The organism is Candidatus Nitrotoga sp. M5, assembly GCF_927904885.1.
In the GTDB taxonomy this organism is placed as follows: domain Bacteria; phylum Pseudomonadota; class Gammaproteobacteria; order Burkholderiales; family Gallionellaceae; genus Nitrotoga.
This window is the reverse complement of sequence record NZ_CAKMNW010000056.1, coordinates 90,343-104,932: the sequence shown is the minus strand read 5'-3', so window position 1 is coordinate 104,932 and position 14,590 is coordinate 90,343. Positions and strand designations below refer to the sequence as shown.

The 14,590-nt window shown below is 46.9% G+C and carries 14 protein-coding genes; 8 read left to right on the top strand and 6 right to left on the bottom strand.

Annotated elements, in window-relative coordinates; genetic code table 11:
* The 4 genes from MJ770_RS11015 to MJ770_RS11000 all read left to right on the top strand — a co-directional run.
* The coding region (locus tag MJ770_RS11015; protein WP_239254090.1) for a hypothetical protein at window positions 1-190 on the top strand (190 nt) is incomplete at its 5' end.
* 88 nt (window positions 191-278) lie between these two features.
* On the top strand, window positions 279-1,040 hold the full coding sequence (locus MJ770_RS11010) for an aspartyl/asparaginyl beta-hydroxylase domain-containing protein (RefSeq protein ID WP_239254088.1): 762 nt from the start codon (window positions 279-281) through the stop codon (window positions 1,038-1,040).
* Between the two features lie 74 nt (window positions 1,041-1,114).
* On the top strand, window positions 1,115-1,552 hold the full coding sequence (locus MJ770_RS11005) for a DUF2147 domain-containing protein (protein ID WP_239254086.1): 438 nt from the start codon (window positions 1,115-1,117) through the stop codon (window positions 1,550-1,552).
* A 335-nt stretch (window positions 1,553-1,887) separates the two neighbouring features.
* The gene (locus tag MJ770_RS11000) at window positions 1,888-2,628 is read left to right on the top strand and encodes a c-type cytochrome (protein WP_239254084.1); all 741 of its coding nucleotides are present in this window, start codon (window positions 1,888-1,890) and stop codon (window positions 2,626-2,628) included.
* Window positions 2,629-3,081: 453 nt separating this feature from the next.
* On the opposite strand, the gene queG is transcribed toward MJ770_RS11000, so the two are convergent.
* On the bottom strand, window positions 3,082-4,152 hold the full coding sequence (gene queG, locus MJ770_RS10995) for a tRNA epoxyqueuosine(34) reductase QueG (RefSeq protein WP_239254082.1): 1,071 nt from the start codon (window positions 4,150-4,152) through the stop codon (window positions 3,082-3,084).
* Here queG and tsaE point away from each other — a divergent pair.
* The 4 genes from tsaE to MJ770_RS10975 all read left to right on the top strand — a co-directional run bounded on the left by tsaE (window position 4,147) and on the right by MJ770_RS10975 (window position 8,666).
* Window positions 4,147-4,638, top strand: coding sequence for a tRNA (adenosine(37)-N6)-threonylcarbamoyltransferase complex ATPase subunit type 1 TsaE (gene tsaE / locus MJ770_RS10990; RefSeq protein WP_239254080.1), 492 nt, complete (start codon window positions 4,147-4,149; stop codon window positions 4,636-4,638). The two genes, queG and tsaE, sit on opposite strands and share 6 nt — an antisense overlap.
* Window positions 4,614-5,891: an N-acetylmuramoyl-L-alanine amidase gene (locus MJ770_RS10985; RefSeq protein WP_239254076.1), complete on the top strand. Its 1,278-nt coding sequence runs from the start codon at window positions 4,614-4,616 to the stop codon at window positions 5,889-5,891. The genes tsaE and MJ770_RS10985 overlap by 25 nt, the downstream gene beginning before the upstream one ends.
* A gap of 95 nt (window positions 5,892-5,986) precedes the next feature.
* Window positions 5,987-6,952 (top strand): acetyltransferase, encoded by a 966-nt coding sequence (locus tag MJ770_RS10980; RefSeq protein ID WP_239254075.1) that lies wholly within the window; start codon window positions 5,987-5,989, stop codon window positions 6,950-6,952.
* On the top strand, window positions 6,945-8,666 hold the full coding sequence (locus MJ770_RS10975; protein WP_239254074.1) for a bifunctional sulfate adenylyltransferase/adenylylsulfate kinase: 1,722 nt from the start codon (window positions 6,945-6,947) through the stop codon (window positions 8,664-8,666). Before MJ770_RS10980 ends, MJ770_RS10975 begins: the two co-directional genes overlap by 8 nt.
* Before the next feature lie 226 nt (window positions 8,667-8,892).
* Here MJ770_RS10975 and efp read toward each other — a convergent pair whose 3' ends face one another.
* The 5 genes from efp to truB all read right to left on the bottom strand — a co-directional run bounded on the left by efp (window position 8,893) and on the right by truB (window position 14,537).
* Window positions 8,893-9,453: an elongation factor P gene (gene efp, locus MJ770_RS10970; RefSeq protein ID WP_239254073.1), complete on the bottom strand. Its 561-nt coding sequence runs from the start codon at window positions 9,451-9,453 to the stop codon at window positions 8,893-8,895.
* Between the two features lie 11 nt (window positions 9,454-9,464).
* Window positions 9,465-10,679 carry an elongation factor P maturation arginine rhamnosyltransferase EarP gene (gene earP, locus MJ770_RS10965; RefSeq protein ID WP_239254072.1) on the bottom strand — a complete coding sequence of 405 codons (1,215 nt, stop codon included), beginning with the start codon at window positions 10,677-10,679 and terminating at the stop codon, window positions 9,465-9,467.
* A gap of 92 nt (window positions 10,680-10,771) precedes the next feature.
* Window positions 10,772-12,901 carry a polyribonucleotide nucleotidyltransferase gene (gene pnp, locus MJ770_RS10960; protein ID WP_239254071.1) on the bottom strand — a complete coding sequence of 710 codons (2,130 nt, stop codon included), beginning with the start codon at window positions 12,899-12,901 and terminating at the stop codon, window positions 10,772-10,774.
* 111 nt (window positions 12,902-13,012) lie between these two features.
* Window positions 13,013-13,282, bottom strand: a complete 270-nt coding sequence (gene rpsO, locus MJ770_RS10955) for a 30S ribosomal protein S15 (protein WP_239254070.1) — start codon at window positions 13,280-13,282, stop codon at window positions 13,013-13,015.
* 340 nt (window positions 13,283-13,622) lie between these two features.
* The gene (truB, locus tag MJ770_RS10950; protein WP_239254068.1) at window positions 13,623-14,537 is read right to left on the bottom strand and encodes a tRNA pseudouridine(55) synthase TruB; all 915 of its coding nucleotides are present in this window, start codon (window positions 14,535-14,537) and stop codon (window positions 13,623-13,625) included.
* Window positions 14,538-14,590 lie beyond the last annotated feature (53 nt).

Sequence of the window (14,590 nt, the reverse complement as noted above, 5' to 3'; positions counted from 1 at the left end):
GTTCATAAAGTTTGGGCCGGAAAGTTTGAAAGCTATGGTTTTTAGAGGTGCCCTTTATTTTAAAAAATTTTTTGAAACCGTGTTGCATCAAATAATAAAATTGTATTTTTCATTTCTATGCATAAATCAGGCTACATGCTCCAGCAAGACAATCAAGCGGATATTTTTAAGCCTTCAATACCAACAGTAGATCGCGTTCAACCATTAACTCGTCTTGATCTAAGGTCAATTTTCGGAGATAAGAAAGGTTATCACCACATTATTGATCGGGAATTTCAATGAATACGACTGCCGCTACGACTTCTGACACAACGCCTTGGTGGCGTCGCCTGATTGTGAAATGTGGCAAACATCTGCTGCGCTGGCTGGGACGTTTTCAAGCGCGCCATTCACTGATTAGCACGACGCCAGTGATTGCTAACACTGAATTTGCCTGGGTAGCGCAAGTCGAAGGCGCATGGCGCGAGATCCGCGCCGAGCTCGATGCCTTGCTTGAACACCCTGAGGATATTCCCACTTTTCATCAGCTTTCTCCAGACCAAAAGCGCATATCCAAGGGCAACAACTGGAAGACTTTTGCTTTTTATATCTATGGTCAGCGAGTGGACGACAATTGTTCACTGTGTCCACGCACGGCTGCTCTGCTCGATTCGTTGCCGGGTATGCGAACTGCAATGTTCTCGATCTTGGCACCACGCTATCACATTGAACCACACAAGGGACCTACTCGCGCGGTGGTGCGTGCGCATCTAGGGCTGAAGGTGCCCAAAGATTGGCGGAACGTCTGGATTAGAGTGGACGACCAGATTCTAAATTGGAAAGAAGGCGAAGTGGTACTATTTGACGATACCTACGAGCACGAGGTGCGCAACGACACCGACGAGACCCGCGCCGTGTTATTCCTCGACATCGACCGGCCGATGGACCGCGTCGGTACGCTGGTCAACTACCTGATCGTGCGCTTGATCCAAGCCAGCACCTACGTCAAGCAACCGCTGAAGAATTTGGCTGCATGGAATCGCGAGCACACGCGGCGTTGACCCAGAACGCCGTCTCTGAGCGAGTCGTTTTTCGCTCGCTGACTCGGTCGCTGGCATCGCTGCTGCTGACATTCGTGCTGGCATCGCCCGTCGTAAGCGCGCCGGAAATTATCATCAGCGATGATATTCGTGGTCCATGGGTCGAGAGTAACAAGCGCAAGGTGGCCGTCTGGATCGAGGATTGCAATGGCCTGCTTTGTGGGCGTATCTACTGGCTGAAAAAGCTACGGTCGGCCAGTGGCCACCCAAAGCGAGACCTGAATAACCCCGACATTGCACTGCGCGACCGTCCATTGTGCGGACTGACTATTCTGAACGGCTTTCGACGTGTGAATGACAACACATGGAACGCAGGAAAAATCTACAATCCGGGCGATGGCCGCGATTTCAACGGCACCATTAGCCTGGAGAACGACGGCACGCTCAAAGTTCGCGGTTACGTCGGCATACCATTGTTTGGCAAGACCGTAGAATGGGTACGCCCGCAGGAAAATATCGAGCAATGCGGGTAAAGCCCAAGACAATGACGTTCGAGGGAATAACGAGGCCACGGTGGCCACGCCTGCGCGCACCGGGCTATTCGATAGCGTGCATCGTTGCCTCCATGCCTCATCATAAAAATTTGAGACGGTAATTAGCCTGGCACAGGGGGATCGAATCGATAAGTATAGTGCCAACTAAATATCACAAGGATGTAGTAATTGGCAGAAACTATTGCTAATCCATAGCAATAGTGCTTATACTAAAATCGGTCACCTTGTCAAAGCGTTCACCATGCCACTTAATAACGACATCGAACGCCGCTCATAAAGGCAAGGCATAAGTGCATCAACAAAACGAGGTGAATATGAAACAGCTAAAATTTGTTATTGCCATTACTGTATTGATGTTATCCGCGTGTGGAGACAAGAGTGAAAAAGAACCCACTGTTGCCCCAATATCGCCTCCTTTAATTGAGAACAACACACCCGTTATCCCCGATCCGTCTATGGCCTCCCCCACGGAGGACAATGAGTCGGAATCAGAATCAGAATCAGAATCGGAAAAGACACTACCAGCGCCGACGGTCGCTCCTCCAACACCGCCTGAAGAAACAGGCAACCTACCGAAGACAAATGACAGTATGAAGGATGAGCTGGTTAGCCATAATAAAACTCCTAACTTAAAACAAAGCTCTCCAATCGTTACCGAGCAACCAATGCTCACACCCACAAATAAAAAGGTGTCGGAGAAGACAGCGCTAGAATCTGTAGCCCCCACTCCAGCGAAAACCAAAATGCCACATGCGGCAAGTAACGGTGTTGCAGGTAAAGCACTGAGTCATGAGGCAGGACTAATGTTAGCCAAACAAAATGGCTGCCTAGCCTGCCACAAGATCGAAACCAAGCTAGTCGGCCCCGCATGGCGCGACGTAAGCAATCGCTACAAGGATGATCCTGACGCCAAGACGCGTCTGATTGCAAAGGTGAAGACAGGCGGCAAGGGCAACTGGACGAAGGTAACCGGTGGAATCCCAATGCCCCCAAACTCTCCTCGAGTATCGGATGAAGATATCGAGAAGCTGGTGACATTTGTGCTGTCTCTATAAGCTATGGAATTAAAGTTGTCATCGGTACAACTTTAATTCTCAGTTAAGAAATTTTATCTTGAATAAAACCTATAAATCGCAAAGTGCGGAGTGCTGCCGCACGTTGCATCGCGACTGTTTCGCGGCAATAAAATTTGTGAGGTTAAGGTTCTTTCGTTTACCTATGTTGCTCGACACTTATGCGATTGGGCGCTAACCGTAATAAGCACGGGTTGTACTTATCAAGTATTTTCAATCGCCAGTAGTGTAGTGGTCATGTGCCCCTCATAGATTAACCTTATTTTAGCTAGGATATTACCTTGCTGAAGATCTCGTGGGGCATGTAGTTTTCCTTGCCTGCAATGTCAATGGTTCGAGGGTTTTTGGCTTGATGCGCTGTCAATCCAAGTCTGGATCCGTTGGATATGTATAAGTCGTGACTATTTCTAATTGATTATTTGAGTTAACAATTTGTCAGTTTTTTTGCCGCTCCAGTGCCCACGCTACATGCTCGCGCACTAATGGAGACTCATCTTGAGCACGAGCTTGTAGCGCGGCCAGCACTTCAATGCTTTTGGGCGCATTACCTAACGCCACAGCGATGTTGCGCAACCATTGCTCATGGCCGATGCGGTAAATTGCACTACCAGAAAATTTCTGCTTAAACGTTTCTTCGTTCCATCTAAATAATTCTGTTAATGCAACATCATCCAATCCATGTCTTGCAGCGAAATCCGGCTCAAGGCTTTTGTGCGCAAAACGGTTCCACGGACACACCATTTGACAATCGTCGCAGCCATAAATGCGATTGCCAATAAGCGGGCGTAACGCTACCGGAATACTACTTTTAAGTTCGATCGTCAGATAGGAAATGCAGCGTCGTGCATCTAGCTTATAGGGGGCGATGATAGCCTGTGTCGGACATACTTGAATACACGCCATACAGGTACCGCAATGATCTGATTCTGGTTTATCAATGGGAAGTGGCAGATCGGTGTAGAGCTCGCCAAGAAAAAACCACGAACCACGATCGCGCGACAACAGCAATGTGTGCTTGCCACGCCAGCCCAGCCGAGCTTTATATGCCAACTCTACTTCCATGACTGGCGCGCTGTCGGTGAATACGCGATAACTGAAACCGCTCACCTGAGTGCGAATTTTTTTTGCTAATTTTTCCAAGCGGTTGCGCAACACTTTGTGGTAGTCGCGCCCCAAGGCATAGCGTGAAATGAAAGCACAGTTGCCATCCTCCATCACATCCCAAGCATCTTTCACACTGGGTGGATAGTAGTCCATACGTACAGAGATGACGCGCAGAGTACCCGGAATTAATTCCGCTGGACGGCTGCGTTTAACACCATGTTTTGCCATATAATCCATCTCGCCATGGAAGCCTCGCGTGAGCCATTCCAGCAAGCGCTCCTCGGCATCATGCAGATTGATATCAGCGATACCTACTGCCTGAAAACCAAGCGCCATACCCCATTCCTTTATATTGGTGGCCAGTGCGGTGTAATCCAAAATTTGAGGTGTCTCGATTTGCATAATCAGAATAATAGCCGAATAAGCCTGTCTCTGGTCGATGAAGTCGCTACCGTTGCTTTTGCGGCCCGACTCGCACTCGGAATAAAACCTGGTATGGTTATTTACCTGCACGGCGATTTAGGTGCCGGCAAAACCACTTTGGTTCGTGCATTACTGCATGCGATGGGCTATATTGGACGGGTAAAAAGCCCGACTTATACTTTACTTGAGCTATATCAAGCGGGTGGGTTACACTTATGCCACTTTGATCTCTATCGCTTCCACGATGCGGACGAATGGGATGACTCTGGCTTCCGCGATGAATTTGACGGACGGAATGTATGTCTAGTGGAGTGGCCCGAAAAAGCGCAAGACGTTCTGCCACAGGCAGATGTGGAAATTACACTCAAAATTTTATCCACTGGAACAATGAGTAATGGTCGAAATATTGAAGTTCGTGCAATTTCACAGACGGGTTGGGAATGCTTAGAAACACTACAAAGTTAATTGTATTTAGCCTTTTACTGTGGTTTTCCCACGCACAGGCAGCCACCACTATCACTGCAGCCCGCGTTTGGCCAGCACCTGAATACACTCGCGTAACGCTGGAATCAGCCAAACCGATCCGCTATGAACAATTTACCCTTAGCAACCCCGATCGACTGGTAATTGACCTGAAAGATGTCGAAATAAATGGTCTTCTAAATGAGCTCACCAACAAAGTTCACAGCGACGACCCTTACATAAAAAGTATACGCGTGGCCCGCTTCAAACCTGGTATAGCGCGCTTGGTGTTCGACCTTAAATCCCAAGTTAAGCCAGAATTATTCAACCTCACACCGGTAGCAAAATACAGTCATCGAATGGTTCTTGATCTCTATCCCGCTATTCCTTTTGACCCGATGATGGCACTATTGCAGGAGAAGTCAGTAATTCGTACGCTGGAATCTGCTCCAGCCACCGTAGGTCAGTTAAATCAACAAACAGACTCAAGCGATTCCACATCACGTCGCCAACCTGAGATGAAAGCACGTAAACTCATCATTGCTATCGACGCCGGACATGGCGGCGAAGATTCGGGCGCGATAGGATACCGTGACACCTACGAAAAAACCGTCACGCTTGCGATCGCGCGCAAACTGAAAGAGCTAATAGATGAAACCACGGACATGACTGGCGTATTAATTCGTGACGGCGATTATTTCATTTCACTGAATGGACGTGTACAAAAAGCGCGCCAAGTACACGCCGACTTGCTTATCTCTATCCATGCCGACGCGTTCATTAAACCCCATGTACGTGGCTCCTCAGTATTTGCCCTGTCCGAACGTGGTGCTACTAGTGCCAGCGCTCGCTGGCTAGCAAAAAAAGAAAACGAGGCCGATCTAATTGGCGGCGTGAATCTCGCAGCAAAAGACCCCGATCTCGCACGCACATTGCTTGATCTTTCGCAAACTGCCACCATCAGCGACAGCATGAAGCTAGCCAAACATGTGCTGGGGGAGATGGGCAACATCAATAAATTGCATGGTAGCTCTGTTCAGCAAGCTGGTTTCGCTGTACTGAAGTCACCGGACATTCCTTCCATATTGATTGAAACTGCTTTCATCAGCAATCCGAGTGAAGAGCGTCGCCTGAATAACAAGGGCTACCAGAAGAAAATGGCACGCGCCATTCTCAGTGGTATCAAAGGCTATTTTGCGACAAACCCTGCACTTTCAAAGCCCCGTTTAATTCAGAATAAGTTAATTTCCATTTAACTCAAGCTTTCCATAAATTCGCGTGATTAATAACATCGCCAGCCCATACTATCTCTATTTATCTGATAGATAAAATTTTAACTATAGTGAGCATTGTGACAATCTACGATATCTTTAACGGCGATGCGGACGGTATTTGTGCCTTACATCAACTACGTCTCGCTCATCCGGCAAAAAGTATTCTTGTTACGGGCGTAAAACGAGATATTTTATTGTTGGAAAAAATTCAGGCTGAAGTTGGTGACCAAATTACTGTATTAGACATTGCCATGAGCAAAAACCGGGACGCACTATTGCTAGCTTTGGAGCGCGGAGCGCAAGTGCGATATTTTGACCATCATATTCCTGGCGACATACCAGCTCATCCTCAACTCACTACTTTTATCGACACTTGCCCCAATACCTGCACTAGCATGTTGGTTAACAATCACCTAAACGGACAATTTTTAATCTGGGCAGTAGTCGCCGCATTTGGGGACAACATGCATGAAAGTGCTATTCACACATCCAAAACTCTGCAACTTACCACTACTCAGCTAGATGCGCTGAAAGAATTGGGAGAATGCATCAACTACAATGCCTATGGTGAGTCATTACAAGATTTATATTTTCACCCAGCTGAACTTTATCAAGTCATACACCACCATCACAACCCATTTACCTTTATCCATGAAGAACCAGCCTTTGAAACTTTGAAAAATGGCTATATTGAAGATATTACACTCGCCCAAAAACTGAAACCAGAAGTGGAAACTACCGCTGGGGCGATATACTTGCTTCCCGATGCACCATGGAGTCGGCGCATCTCTGGCGTATTTGGAAATCTCCTGGCCACTGCATTTCCTTTAAAAGCACATGCCATTTTAACTAAACGCACTAATGGAGGGTTCGTAGTTAGCGTGCGCGCACCATTGGCTACAAAAAACGGGGCCAATAACGTGTGCGAGCAATTTGAAACGGGCGGGGGAAGAAAAGGGGCTGCAGGCATTAATTGCCTGCCCGAAGATCAATTTGGCCGGTTCAATCAAGTATTCAACACAACATTCAATCACAATGAATAACATAATAGACAAATTAATTTCACCTTATGGTGGCGATTTGGTTGATCTGAATATCGACCAAGCACGTGCAGAGACCTTGTGCCAGCAAGCTATAGATTTTCCATCTCTGGATCTTAACCAGCAACAATTATCAGATTTGGAGTTGCTACTTAACGGGGGATTTTCTCCATTACGCGGATTCATGAATCAGGCCGACTACAACAGTGTTCTGAACGACATGTGCCTTGCTGATGGTACGTTTTGGCCTATGCCCATTACTCTGGATGTTCCAGCCTCAACTGCCCAGCAACTTGTGCCCGGAAGCCGCCTTGCGTTGCGCGATCCGGAGGGCTTTATGCTAGCTGTGATTACAGTGGAAGAGCTTTGGCAGCCTGACAGAACAGTAGAAGCACAAGCCCTATTCAATTCCAATGACCCCGCTCACCCTGGTGTAGCCCACCTTTTCCAGAAAAAAGGCCAGCATACTGTTTCTGGGCACCTTGAGGGGTTGTCCTCGCCCTTACGCCACGATTACCCGACTCTCCACCTTACACCGGAAGAATTGCGCAAATCGTTCACTAGGCGCGGCTGGCGCCGTATCATTGCTTTTCAGGCACATCAACCCTTACATCGTGCTCAATATGAATTGACTTTGCGTTCTGCCATGGCCTATGAAGCCAATTTATTAATCCACCCTGTCATCGGTGACACAGGACCTGATCATCCTGATTACTTCACCATGATTCGCTGCTATCAGGCTATCATGCCACGTTTTTCTTCCGCAACAACGGCCATCTCCTTACTTCCTCTATACCCTCGCGGGTCTGGCTTGCGAGAAGTTTTTTGGAAAGCCATTGTGCAACGTAATTATGGCTGCTCTCATTTAATTGTTGGTGGCGAATATACAGAAAATGAAGGTACACGACGCGGCATTGATTTGTTCCAAGAGTACAGTTTGCCCGCCAATGCAGCGAAGCGCAACGCTGTAGGCGTAGAACTGATCCCATTTCCACGCATGGTTTACGTAGAAGAACGTGCACAATACCTACCTCTGGAAGAAGTGCCTGAAGGAGTATTTAGCGCTAGTTTGACCGATACGGAATTGAAACGTCGTCTAGTGGAAGGGCTACCAGTCCCTGAATGGTTTTCTTATCCTGAAGTACTGAACGAATTACGTATAGCCAATCCATCCCGGGACAGACAGGGCCTTACGATATTTTTTACAGGTTTGTCTGGCGCTGGAAAATCAACTTTGGCCAAAGTGCTTATGACCAAGCTACTGGAAATGGGTGGCAGGCAAGTAACTTTGTTGGATGGCGATATCATGCGCAAACATCTTTCCAGCGAACTAGGCTTCTCGCGCGAGCATCGCGATATCAACGTGCGAAGAATCGGTTTCGTAGCTTCCGAAATAACTAAGAACCACGGTATTGCAATTTGCGCACCGATTGCCCCCTATCAAGTCACACGCCGAGACGTACGGAACATGATTGAACCATTGGGCGGTTTTTTTGAAATCTACGTGGCTACGCCGCTGCAAGTATGCGAAGGTCGTGATCGAAAAGGACTTTATGCTAAAGCCCGTGCAGGCATTGTTAAAGAATTCACCGGCATTAGTGACCCCTATGAAACACCGGAAAAACCAGAATTAGTAATTGACACCTCCAATATCAGCGTGGAAGAGGCAGTACAACAAATTTTGCTCAAACTAGAACGTGAAGGATACGTGCGTTGATGAAAGAATCAATCTGGACTTTGACACATCACATATTTTCGTATCCTGCTGTTTATAAATAATATTTCTTGATAAACAGTGGCTCGCAACTCCGTCAAACCTCCTTAAGCTCAACGACGGTTCCTTGTCGCTTATCCGTGAGAATTATTCATCCCAATATGTAACCGTCTCACCAAATTTAAGATATTGACTTGACTTTAGCAGAATGCAAATTAAATTTGTATAATCAAACATTAACACGGCGTTTGAATTCGTTAGTGCGTGTATCGATTTCAATTTTATCACCAATTTCGCAAAATGCGGCCACCTGCAACTCTGTCCCAGAACCAATTTTTGCAGGCTTCATTACTTTGCCGGAAGTGTCGCCACGCGCTGCCGGTTCGGTGTAGATAATTTCACGTACAACCGTATTAGGCAGGTCAACCGAAATAGCTTTTTCGTTATAAAATACCATCTCGCAGGCCATACCATCTTCGAGATAATTGAGCGATTCGCCCAAATTTTCTTTTTCTACCTCATACTGGTTGTAATCAGCATCCATAAAAACATACATAGGATCGGCAAAATAAGAATAAGTGGCCTCCTTTCGATCAAGCAGTACTATTTCAAATTTGTCGTCCGCCCTATATATTGCCTCACTAGGGGAGTCAGTCAACAAGTTCTTAAGTTTCATTTTAACTACCGAACCATTACGGCCAGAACGGGTATATTCAGCCTTTAGCACCACCATGGGGTCGCTGCCGACCATAACGACATTACCTACCCGCAGTTCTTGTGCTGTTTTCATGTTTACTTACCTTAAATATCTGATTTACATTCTAAGCTGTGTATTCTATCAATTTTTTTAACAAAATTCAGCAAATTCAAAACGAGGCTATTTCCGGATAAACGTTGCGACCAGTCGCGCGAATGTCTCTGCCATAAGTATTTATGAGCCAAGCATTCTTTCCAAGCTTGCTTTGAGCTTGGAAAGAATGCTTGATCTGCGCTGTTCCCAATGTTCCATCCTTCCCACAAATTATTTAATACTTGTGCTATATCTAATTGCAGTCCTAAACAATATAACTCCATGAATGAACTAAGCTTATTAATATGAGCGCAATCCTGCTGCGGATAAATGTGCCAAACAAATGGCTTGCCCGCCCATTGCGCACGCACAAATGAATCTTCTCCTCGTACAAAGTTAATATCGCAGGCCCACATAAGTTCATCGTAACGATCCTGTTCGATAAACGGCAATACTCGGACTTCCAAATTACCGCACTGTAATGTGTCACCCGCTTCAACGTGTTCCCGTCCAAAAAAGGACGCTACCTGGGACAACACACAGCCTTCCGATACTAAACACAACACTGGGAAATTGGACTCACTCCAAGTACAAAATAATTCCGGCAGCGCGATGTTTTCATAGCAGAACATTGACACGCGCATTTCGTCTGATTTAGGTAATGGCACGCCAAGTGCTCGCCAAAACGCAGCCTGTGTATGCGGTTCGCTCTGAAATGCATCGCGTCGTGCAATGAGATCTTGCTCCAGCAGCAATCCACCGGTTTGTGGTGCAAACCCTGGGAAAAAAAAATATTTAGTGAGCGGTAAAGTAGGATGGGGGGAGGGTAGGCAATGACAGCCAGCCACCCATTCTTCCGCACTGAGGTATTCCAGATTAATCCAAATCGATTTGTACTCTTGCGCAACCATCTCTGCCACGTAGTGCTCGGGCAGCTCACATGCGAACGCCTCAATCACCAGCTGCGACGGCTCTACATTTAGAAATGGAATCTCAAAACAAGATGAGCTCCAGTGCCTGATTTCCACGCCAAAGCAATCCTGTATTGGCATATCGGGACAGATTATCGGGTGCAGCCTGCAAAAACTCAACAGGTCATCCACCCATAATCTCACTATCATCCCATGCTCGTGCGTCAGTTGTTTAGCCAACCGCCAACACACGCCAATGTCACCGAAGTTATCGATCACAGTGCAAAAAATATCGCAAGTAATCGGTTTATTCATTCCATTCGCATGTGCATTTACAATGCATTGAAATTTTCTATGTAAAAAGCCCCATACTGAGGGGCTTTTTTATTACACCATATTTTCAACTTTTATTCTGCAACAGGAGCTTCAGGAACTTCAGGGGCTGAAGGCTCTACCACAATAAGAGCCTTCATACTTAAACGCAAGCGACCTTTCTCATCAGCCTCCAGCACCTTAACTTTAACAATCTGACCTTCTTTCAGAATATCCGACACAACATTAACACGCTCGTTTGAAATTTGCGAAATGTGAAGTAAACCATCTTTCCCAGGCATAATATTAACGATCGCGCCAAAATCCAACAACTTGACAACTGGACCTTCATATACTTTTCCTACCTCAACTTCTGCTACTATATCTTCAATACGTTTCTTAGCTATCATTCCACCTTCACCACTAATACTTGCGATAGTTACATTGCCTTCATCGTCAATATCGATAGTGGTACCAGTCTCCTCAGTTAACGTGCGTATTACAGCGCCGCCCTTGCCAATCACATCACGGATTTTTTCAGGGTTGATCTTAATTTTAATCATACGCGGCGCATGTGCCGACACCTCTTCACGTACAGTAGGCATGGCCTGCTTCATGATACCCAAGATATGCAAGCGTCCTTCGCGCGCCTGACTCAAGGCAACTTGCATAATTTCACTCGTTATTCCATTGATTTTGATGTCCATTTGTAGAGCAGTGATACCCTGCTCTGATCCTGCAACTTTAAAATCCATGTCACCCAGATGATCTTCATCACCAAGGATATCGGTTAGTACAGCAAAACGATTACCTTCTTTAATCAATCCCATGGCGATACCTGCCACATGAGTCTTGACTGGCACACCAGCATCCATCATCGCCAAGCAACCCCCACATACTGAAGCCATTGAACTGGATCCATTCGACTCGGTGATTTCAGAAACCACGCGAATGGAATACCCGAACTCCTCCTCACTCGGCAATGCTGCGACCAAGGCACGCTTAGCCAGACGACCATGACCAATTTCACGTCGCTTTGGTGTACCAACACGACCAGTCTCACCGGTAGAATAGGGGGGGAAATTGTAATGAAGCATGAAGCGATCCAAATAATCGCCTTGCAAAGCATCAATTTTCTGCGCATCACGTGCAGTGCCTAGAGTGGCTACTACCAGTGCTTGAGTTTCACCTCGGGTAAACAAGGCTGAACCATGTGTGCGTGGCAGTACGCCAGTACGTATGGCAATCGGGCGCACTGTACGTGTGTCACGTCCGTCTATCCGAGGTTCGCCGCTTAGTATCTGGCCACGTACAATCTTAGATTCCAGTGCTTGAAACAGATCATTAATATGATTTTTTGGAACAGATCCATTTTCAGATACGGACATAGCGTCCAGAACACGTACACGAATCGAGTCCACTTGATTGGTACGTGCCTGTTTTTCGCGAACAGCATAAGCTTTCTGCAAGTCATTTTCGGCCAGTTCGGCAACTTTAGAACTCAACGCAATGTCATGCACTGGTGCATTCCAATCCCAATCCGGAGCACCGACTTCATCCGCCATTTCGTTAATCGCCTGAATCACTACTTGCATCTGCTGGTGACCATACATTACAGCGCCTAGCATAACGTCTTCAGAAAGTTCTTGAGCTTCTGACTCCACCATCAAGACCGCCTGTTCCGTACCAGCGACTACCAAATTCATTTTGGTGAGAGCAAGCTCCTCCCCGGTCGGGTTGAGTACATATTCACCATTTAGATAACCGACGCGAGCCGCACCTATGGGTCCATCAAATGGAATACCAGACAACGCCAAGGCTGCAGAAGCACCAATCAGGGCAGGAATATCAGAGTCAATCTGGTTATCGGAAGATATCACCGTTGCAACGATTTGCACTTCATTATAGAAACCCTCCGGAAACAGCGGGCGTAAAGGGCGATCGATCAAACGAGATGTCAAGACTTCCTTTTCGCTAGGACGTCCTTCACGTCGAAAGAAACCGCCTGGAATCTTGCCTGCAGCATAGGTACGCTCCTGATAATCCACAGTCAACGGGAAGAAATCCTGCTCCGGTTTGGCATCTTTCCTGCCTACCACGGTGACCAGAACGACCGTATCGTCCAAGCTGATCACGACTGCTCCGCTTGCCTGACGTGCAATTTCCCCGGTTTCCAAGGTGAGTTGATGATTGCCATACGCTAATGTTTTCTTATAGTGACTCAAAGTGCGCCTCTCTATGCATGCCATAGCGCCTATGCGCCATGGGGTAAAGCCATAATCGGGATAAACTCAACTAAAACAACACGGGCCGCATCTGCGGCCCACTTATATTAACTACTTACGTAATTCCAAACGCTGGATCAATGCTCGGTAGCTACCCTCGTTCTTACCTTTAAGGTAATCCAAGAGCTTGCGGCGACGACTCACCAATCGCAGCAGACCCCGACGAGAGTGGTGATCCTTTATGTGCTCTTTAAAATGACCAGTCAAGTAATTAATACGTGCAGTCATTAATGCAACCTGTACTTCTGGTGAACCAGTATCACCTTTGATGCGTTGGTAATCAGTCACAATTTGCGCTTTTTGCGCTGCCGAAATAGCCATATTATTCACACTCCACAAAATAAAAAGTGCCGCATTTTACTCTCGAATGCGGCGGTTGCTCAAGTTTATTCGGACAAGAACGTAACCCAACATTACGTTAACCAGCCCGAAAGCTACATAAATTAATACGAATCATTGCTTACTCTTTAGAAGCAGTAGCTATGTAAAGCTTTGTTCCATCTGATATGAAATTAGAGTGGGCATCAATTACTCATTTTGCATCCTACTGTTACGAACCTAACTCTCAAGCATTAAGAATCATCAATGCAGCTTTACAACTTTTCGCTCTGATTTATGTCTCTACCAACTCTATAAGAAGCACTTTAAATAGAACACAAACTTATACTACGCAAGCGGCATTTTTCGCCACGCTGGACAACAATCTTACAGGGGTCAGCCGTCGCTCCACCAGATCGGCAACTCCGATGAAGCGCCCTGCTCCATACAATCGGACTTTACCATCCAGTACCGCTGTATCAATGACGAGCCGCTGCCCCTGAGCAATGCGGGTCACTTGCGCCGCATCCAACTCAAGCACGGGTAGATCTCGCAGCAAGCTATCTAACGGCAAAATATATGCCTCTCGTTCTATCATGGTTACCGACTCCATATGAGCCAAGTTATGCGCACCCCCAAGGTCAAACCGGCCAATCGCTGTGCGGCGTAAACCTTGCAGGTGCGCACCGCATCCCAATGACGATCCAATATCCTCAGCCAGTGTACGCACGTAAGTACCCTTGCTGCAACGCACTTTAATCTCAATCACGTTACCTGCGAACCGCTCCAACACCAGCTCATGTATGCTCGCACTACGGCTTGCACGTATAACAGTTTCGCCCTTACGAATGTACTCATATAGTGGCTTTCCCTGGTGCTTGATGGCGCTATGCATAGGCGGGATTTGCTGAATTTCGCCGATAAATTTACATAGTGTCGAGCGTACTTCAGCTTCACCCTGCTCAACAGCACAGGTGTTGGTAATTTCGCCCTCGGCATCACCTGTGGTGGTTGTTTGCCCAAGCCGAATCAATGCGCAATATGTTTTATCAGCCTCCAACAGTGAGCTGGTGAACTTAGTTGCCTCACCAAAACAAACAGGTAGCAGACCAGTCGCCAGAGGATCCAGCGTACCGGTATGACCCGCTTTCTCCGCTTGAAACAGGCGGCGTACCTTTTGCAATGCGATATTGGAACTGAGTCCTAGAGGCTTATCGAATAACAAAACGCCATCTAAAGGACGCATTATACGGGCCATATTAACTTCTCGATACATCCTTCACTACTACCTTGTCAGAAGGAATCGAGTGA

What these genes read in the sequence shown, in the direction of transcription:
- rpsO (WP_239254070.1), bottom strand. Translation starts at nt 13,282, where the DNA reads ATGGCTATTTCGGCAGCGCAAAAAGCGCAAATTGTGACTGATTACCAA.
- MJ770_RS10975 (WP_239254074.1), top strand. Translation starts at nt 6,945, where the DNA reads ATGAATAACATAATAGACAAATTAATTTCACCTTATGGTGGCGATTTG.
- efp (WP_239254073.1), bottom strand. Translation starts at nt 9,453, where the DNA reads ATGAAAACAGCACAAGAACTGCGGGTAGGTAATGTCGTTATGGTCGGC.
- truB (WP_239254068.1), bottom strand. Translation starts at nt 14,537, where the DNA reads ATGGCCCGTATAATGCGTCCTTTAGATGGCGTTTTGTTATTCGATAAG.
- earP (WP_239254072.1), bottom strand. Translation starts at nt 10,679, where the DNA reads ATGAATAAACCGATTACTTGCGATATTTTTTGCACTGTGATCGATAAC.
- MJ770_RS10985 (WP_239254076.1), top strand. Translation starts at nt 4,614, where the DNA reads ATGCTTAGAAACACTACAAAGTTAATTGTATTTAGCCTTTTACTGTGG.
- MJ770_RS11000 (WP_239254084.1), top strand. Translation starts at nt 1,888, where the DNA reads ATGAAACAGCTAAAATTTGTTATTGCCATTACTGTATTGATGTTATCC.
- queG (WP_239254082.1), bottom strand. Translation starts at nt 4,152, where the DNA reads ATGCAAATCGAGACACCTCAAATTTTGGATTACACCGCACTGGCCACC.
- MJ770_RS11010 (WP_239254088.1), top strand. Translation starts at nt 279, where the DNA reads ATGAATACGACTGCCGCTACGACTTCTGACACAACGCCTTGGTGGCGT.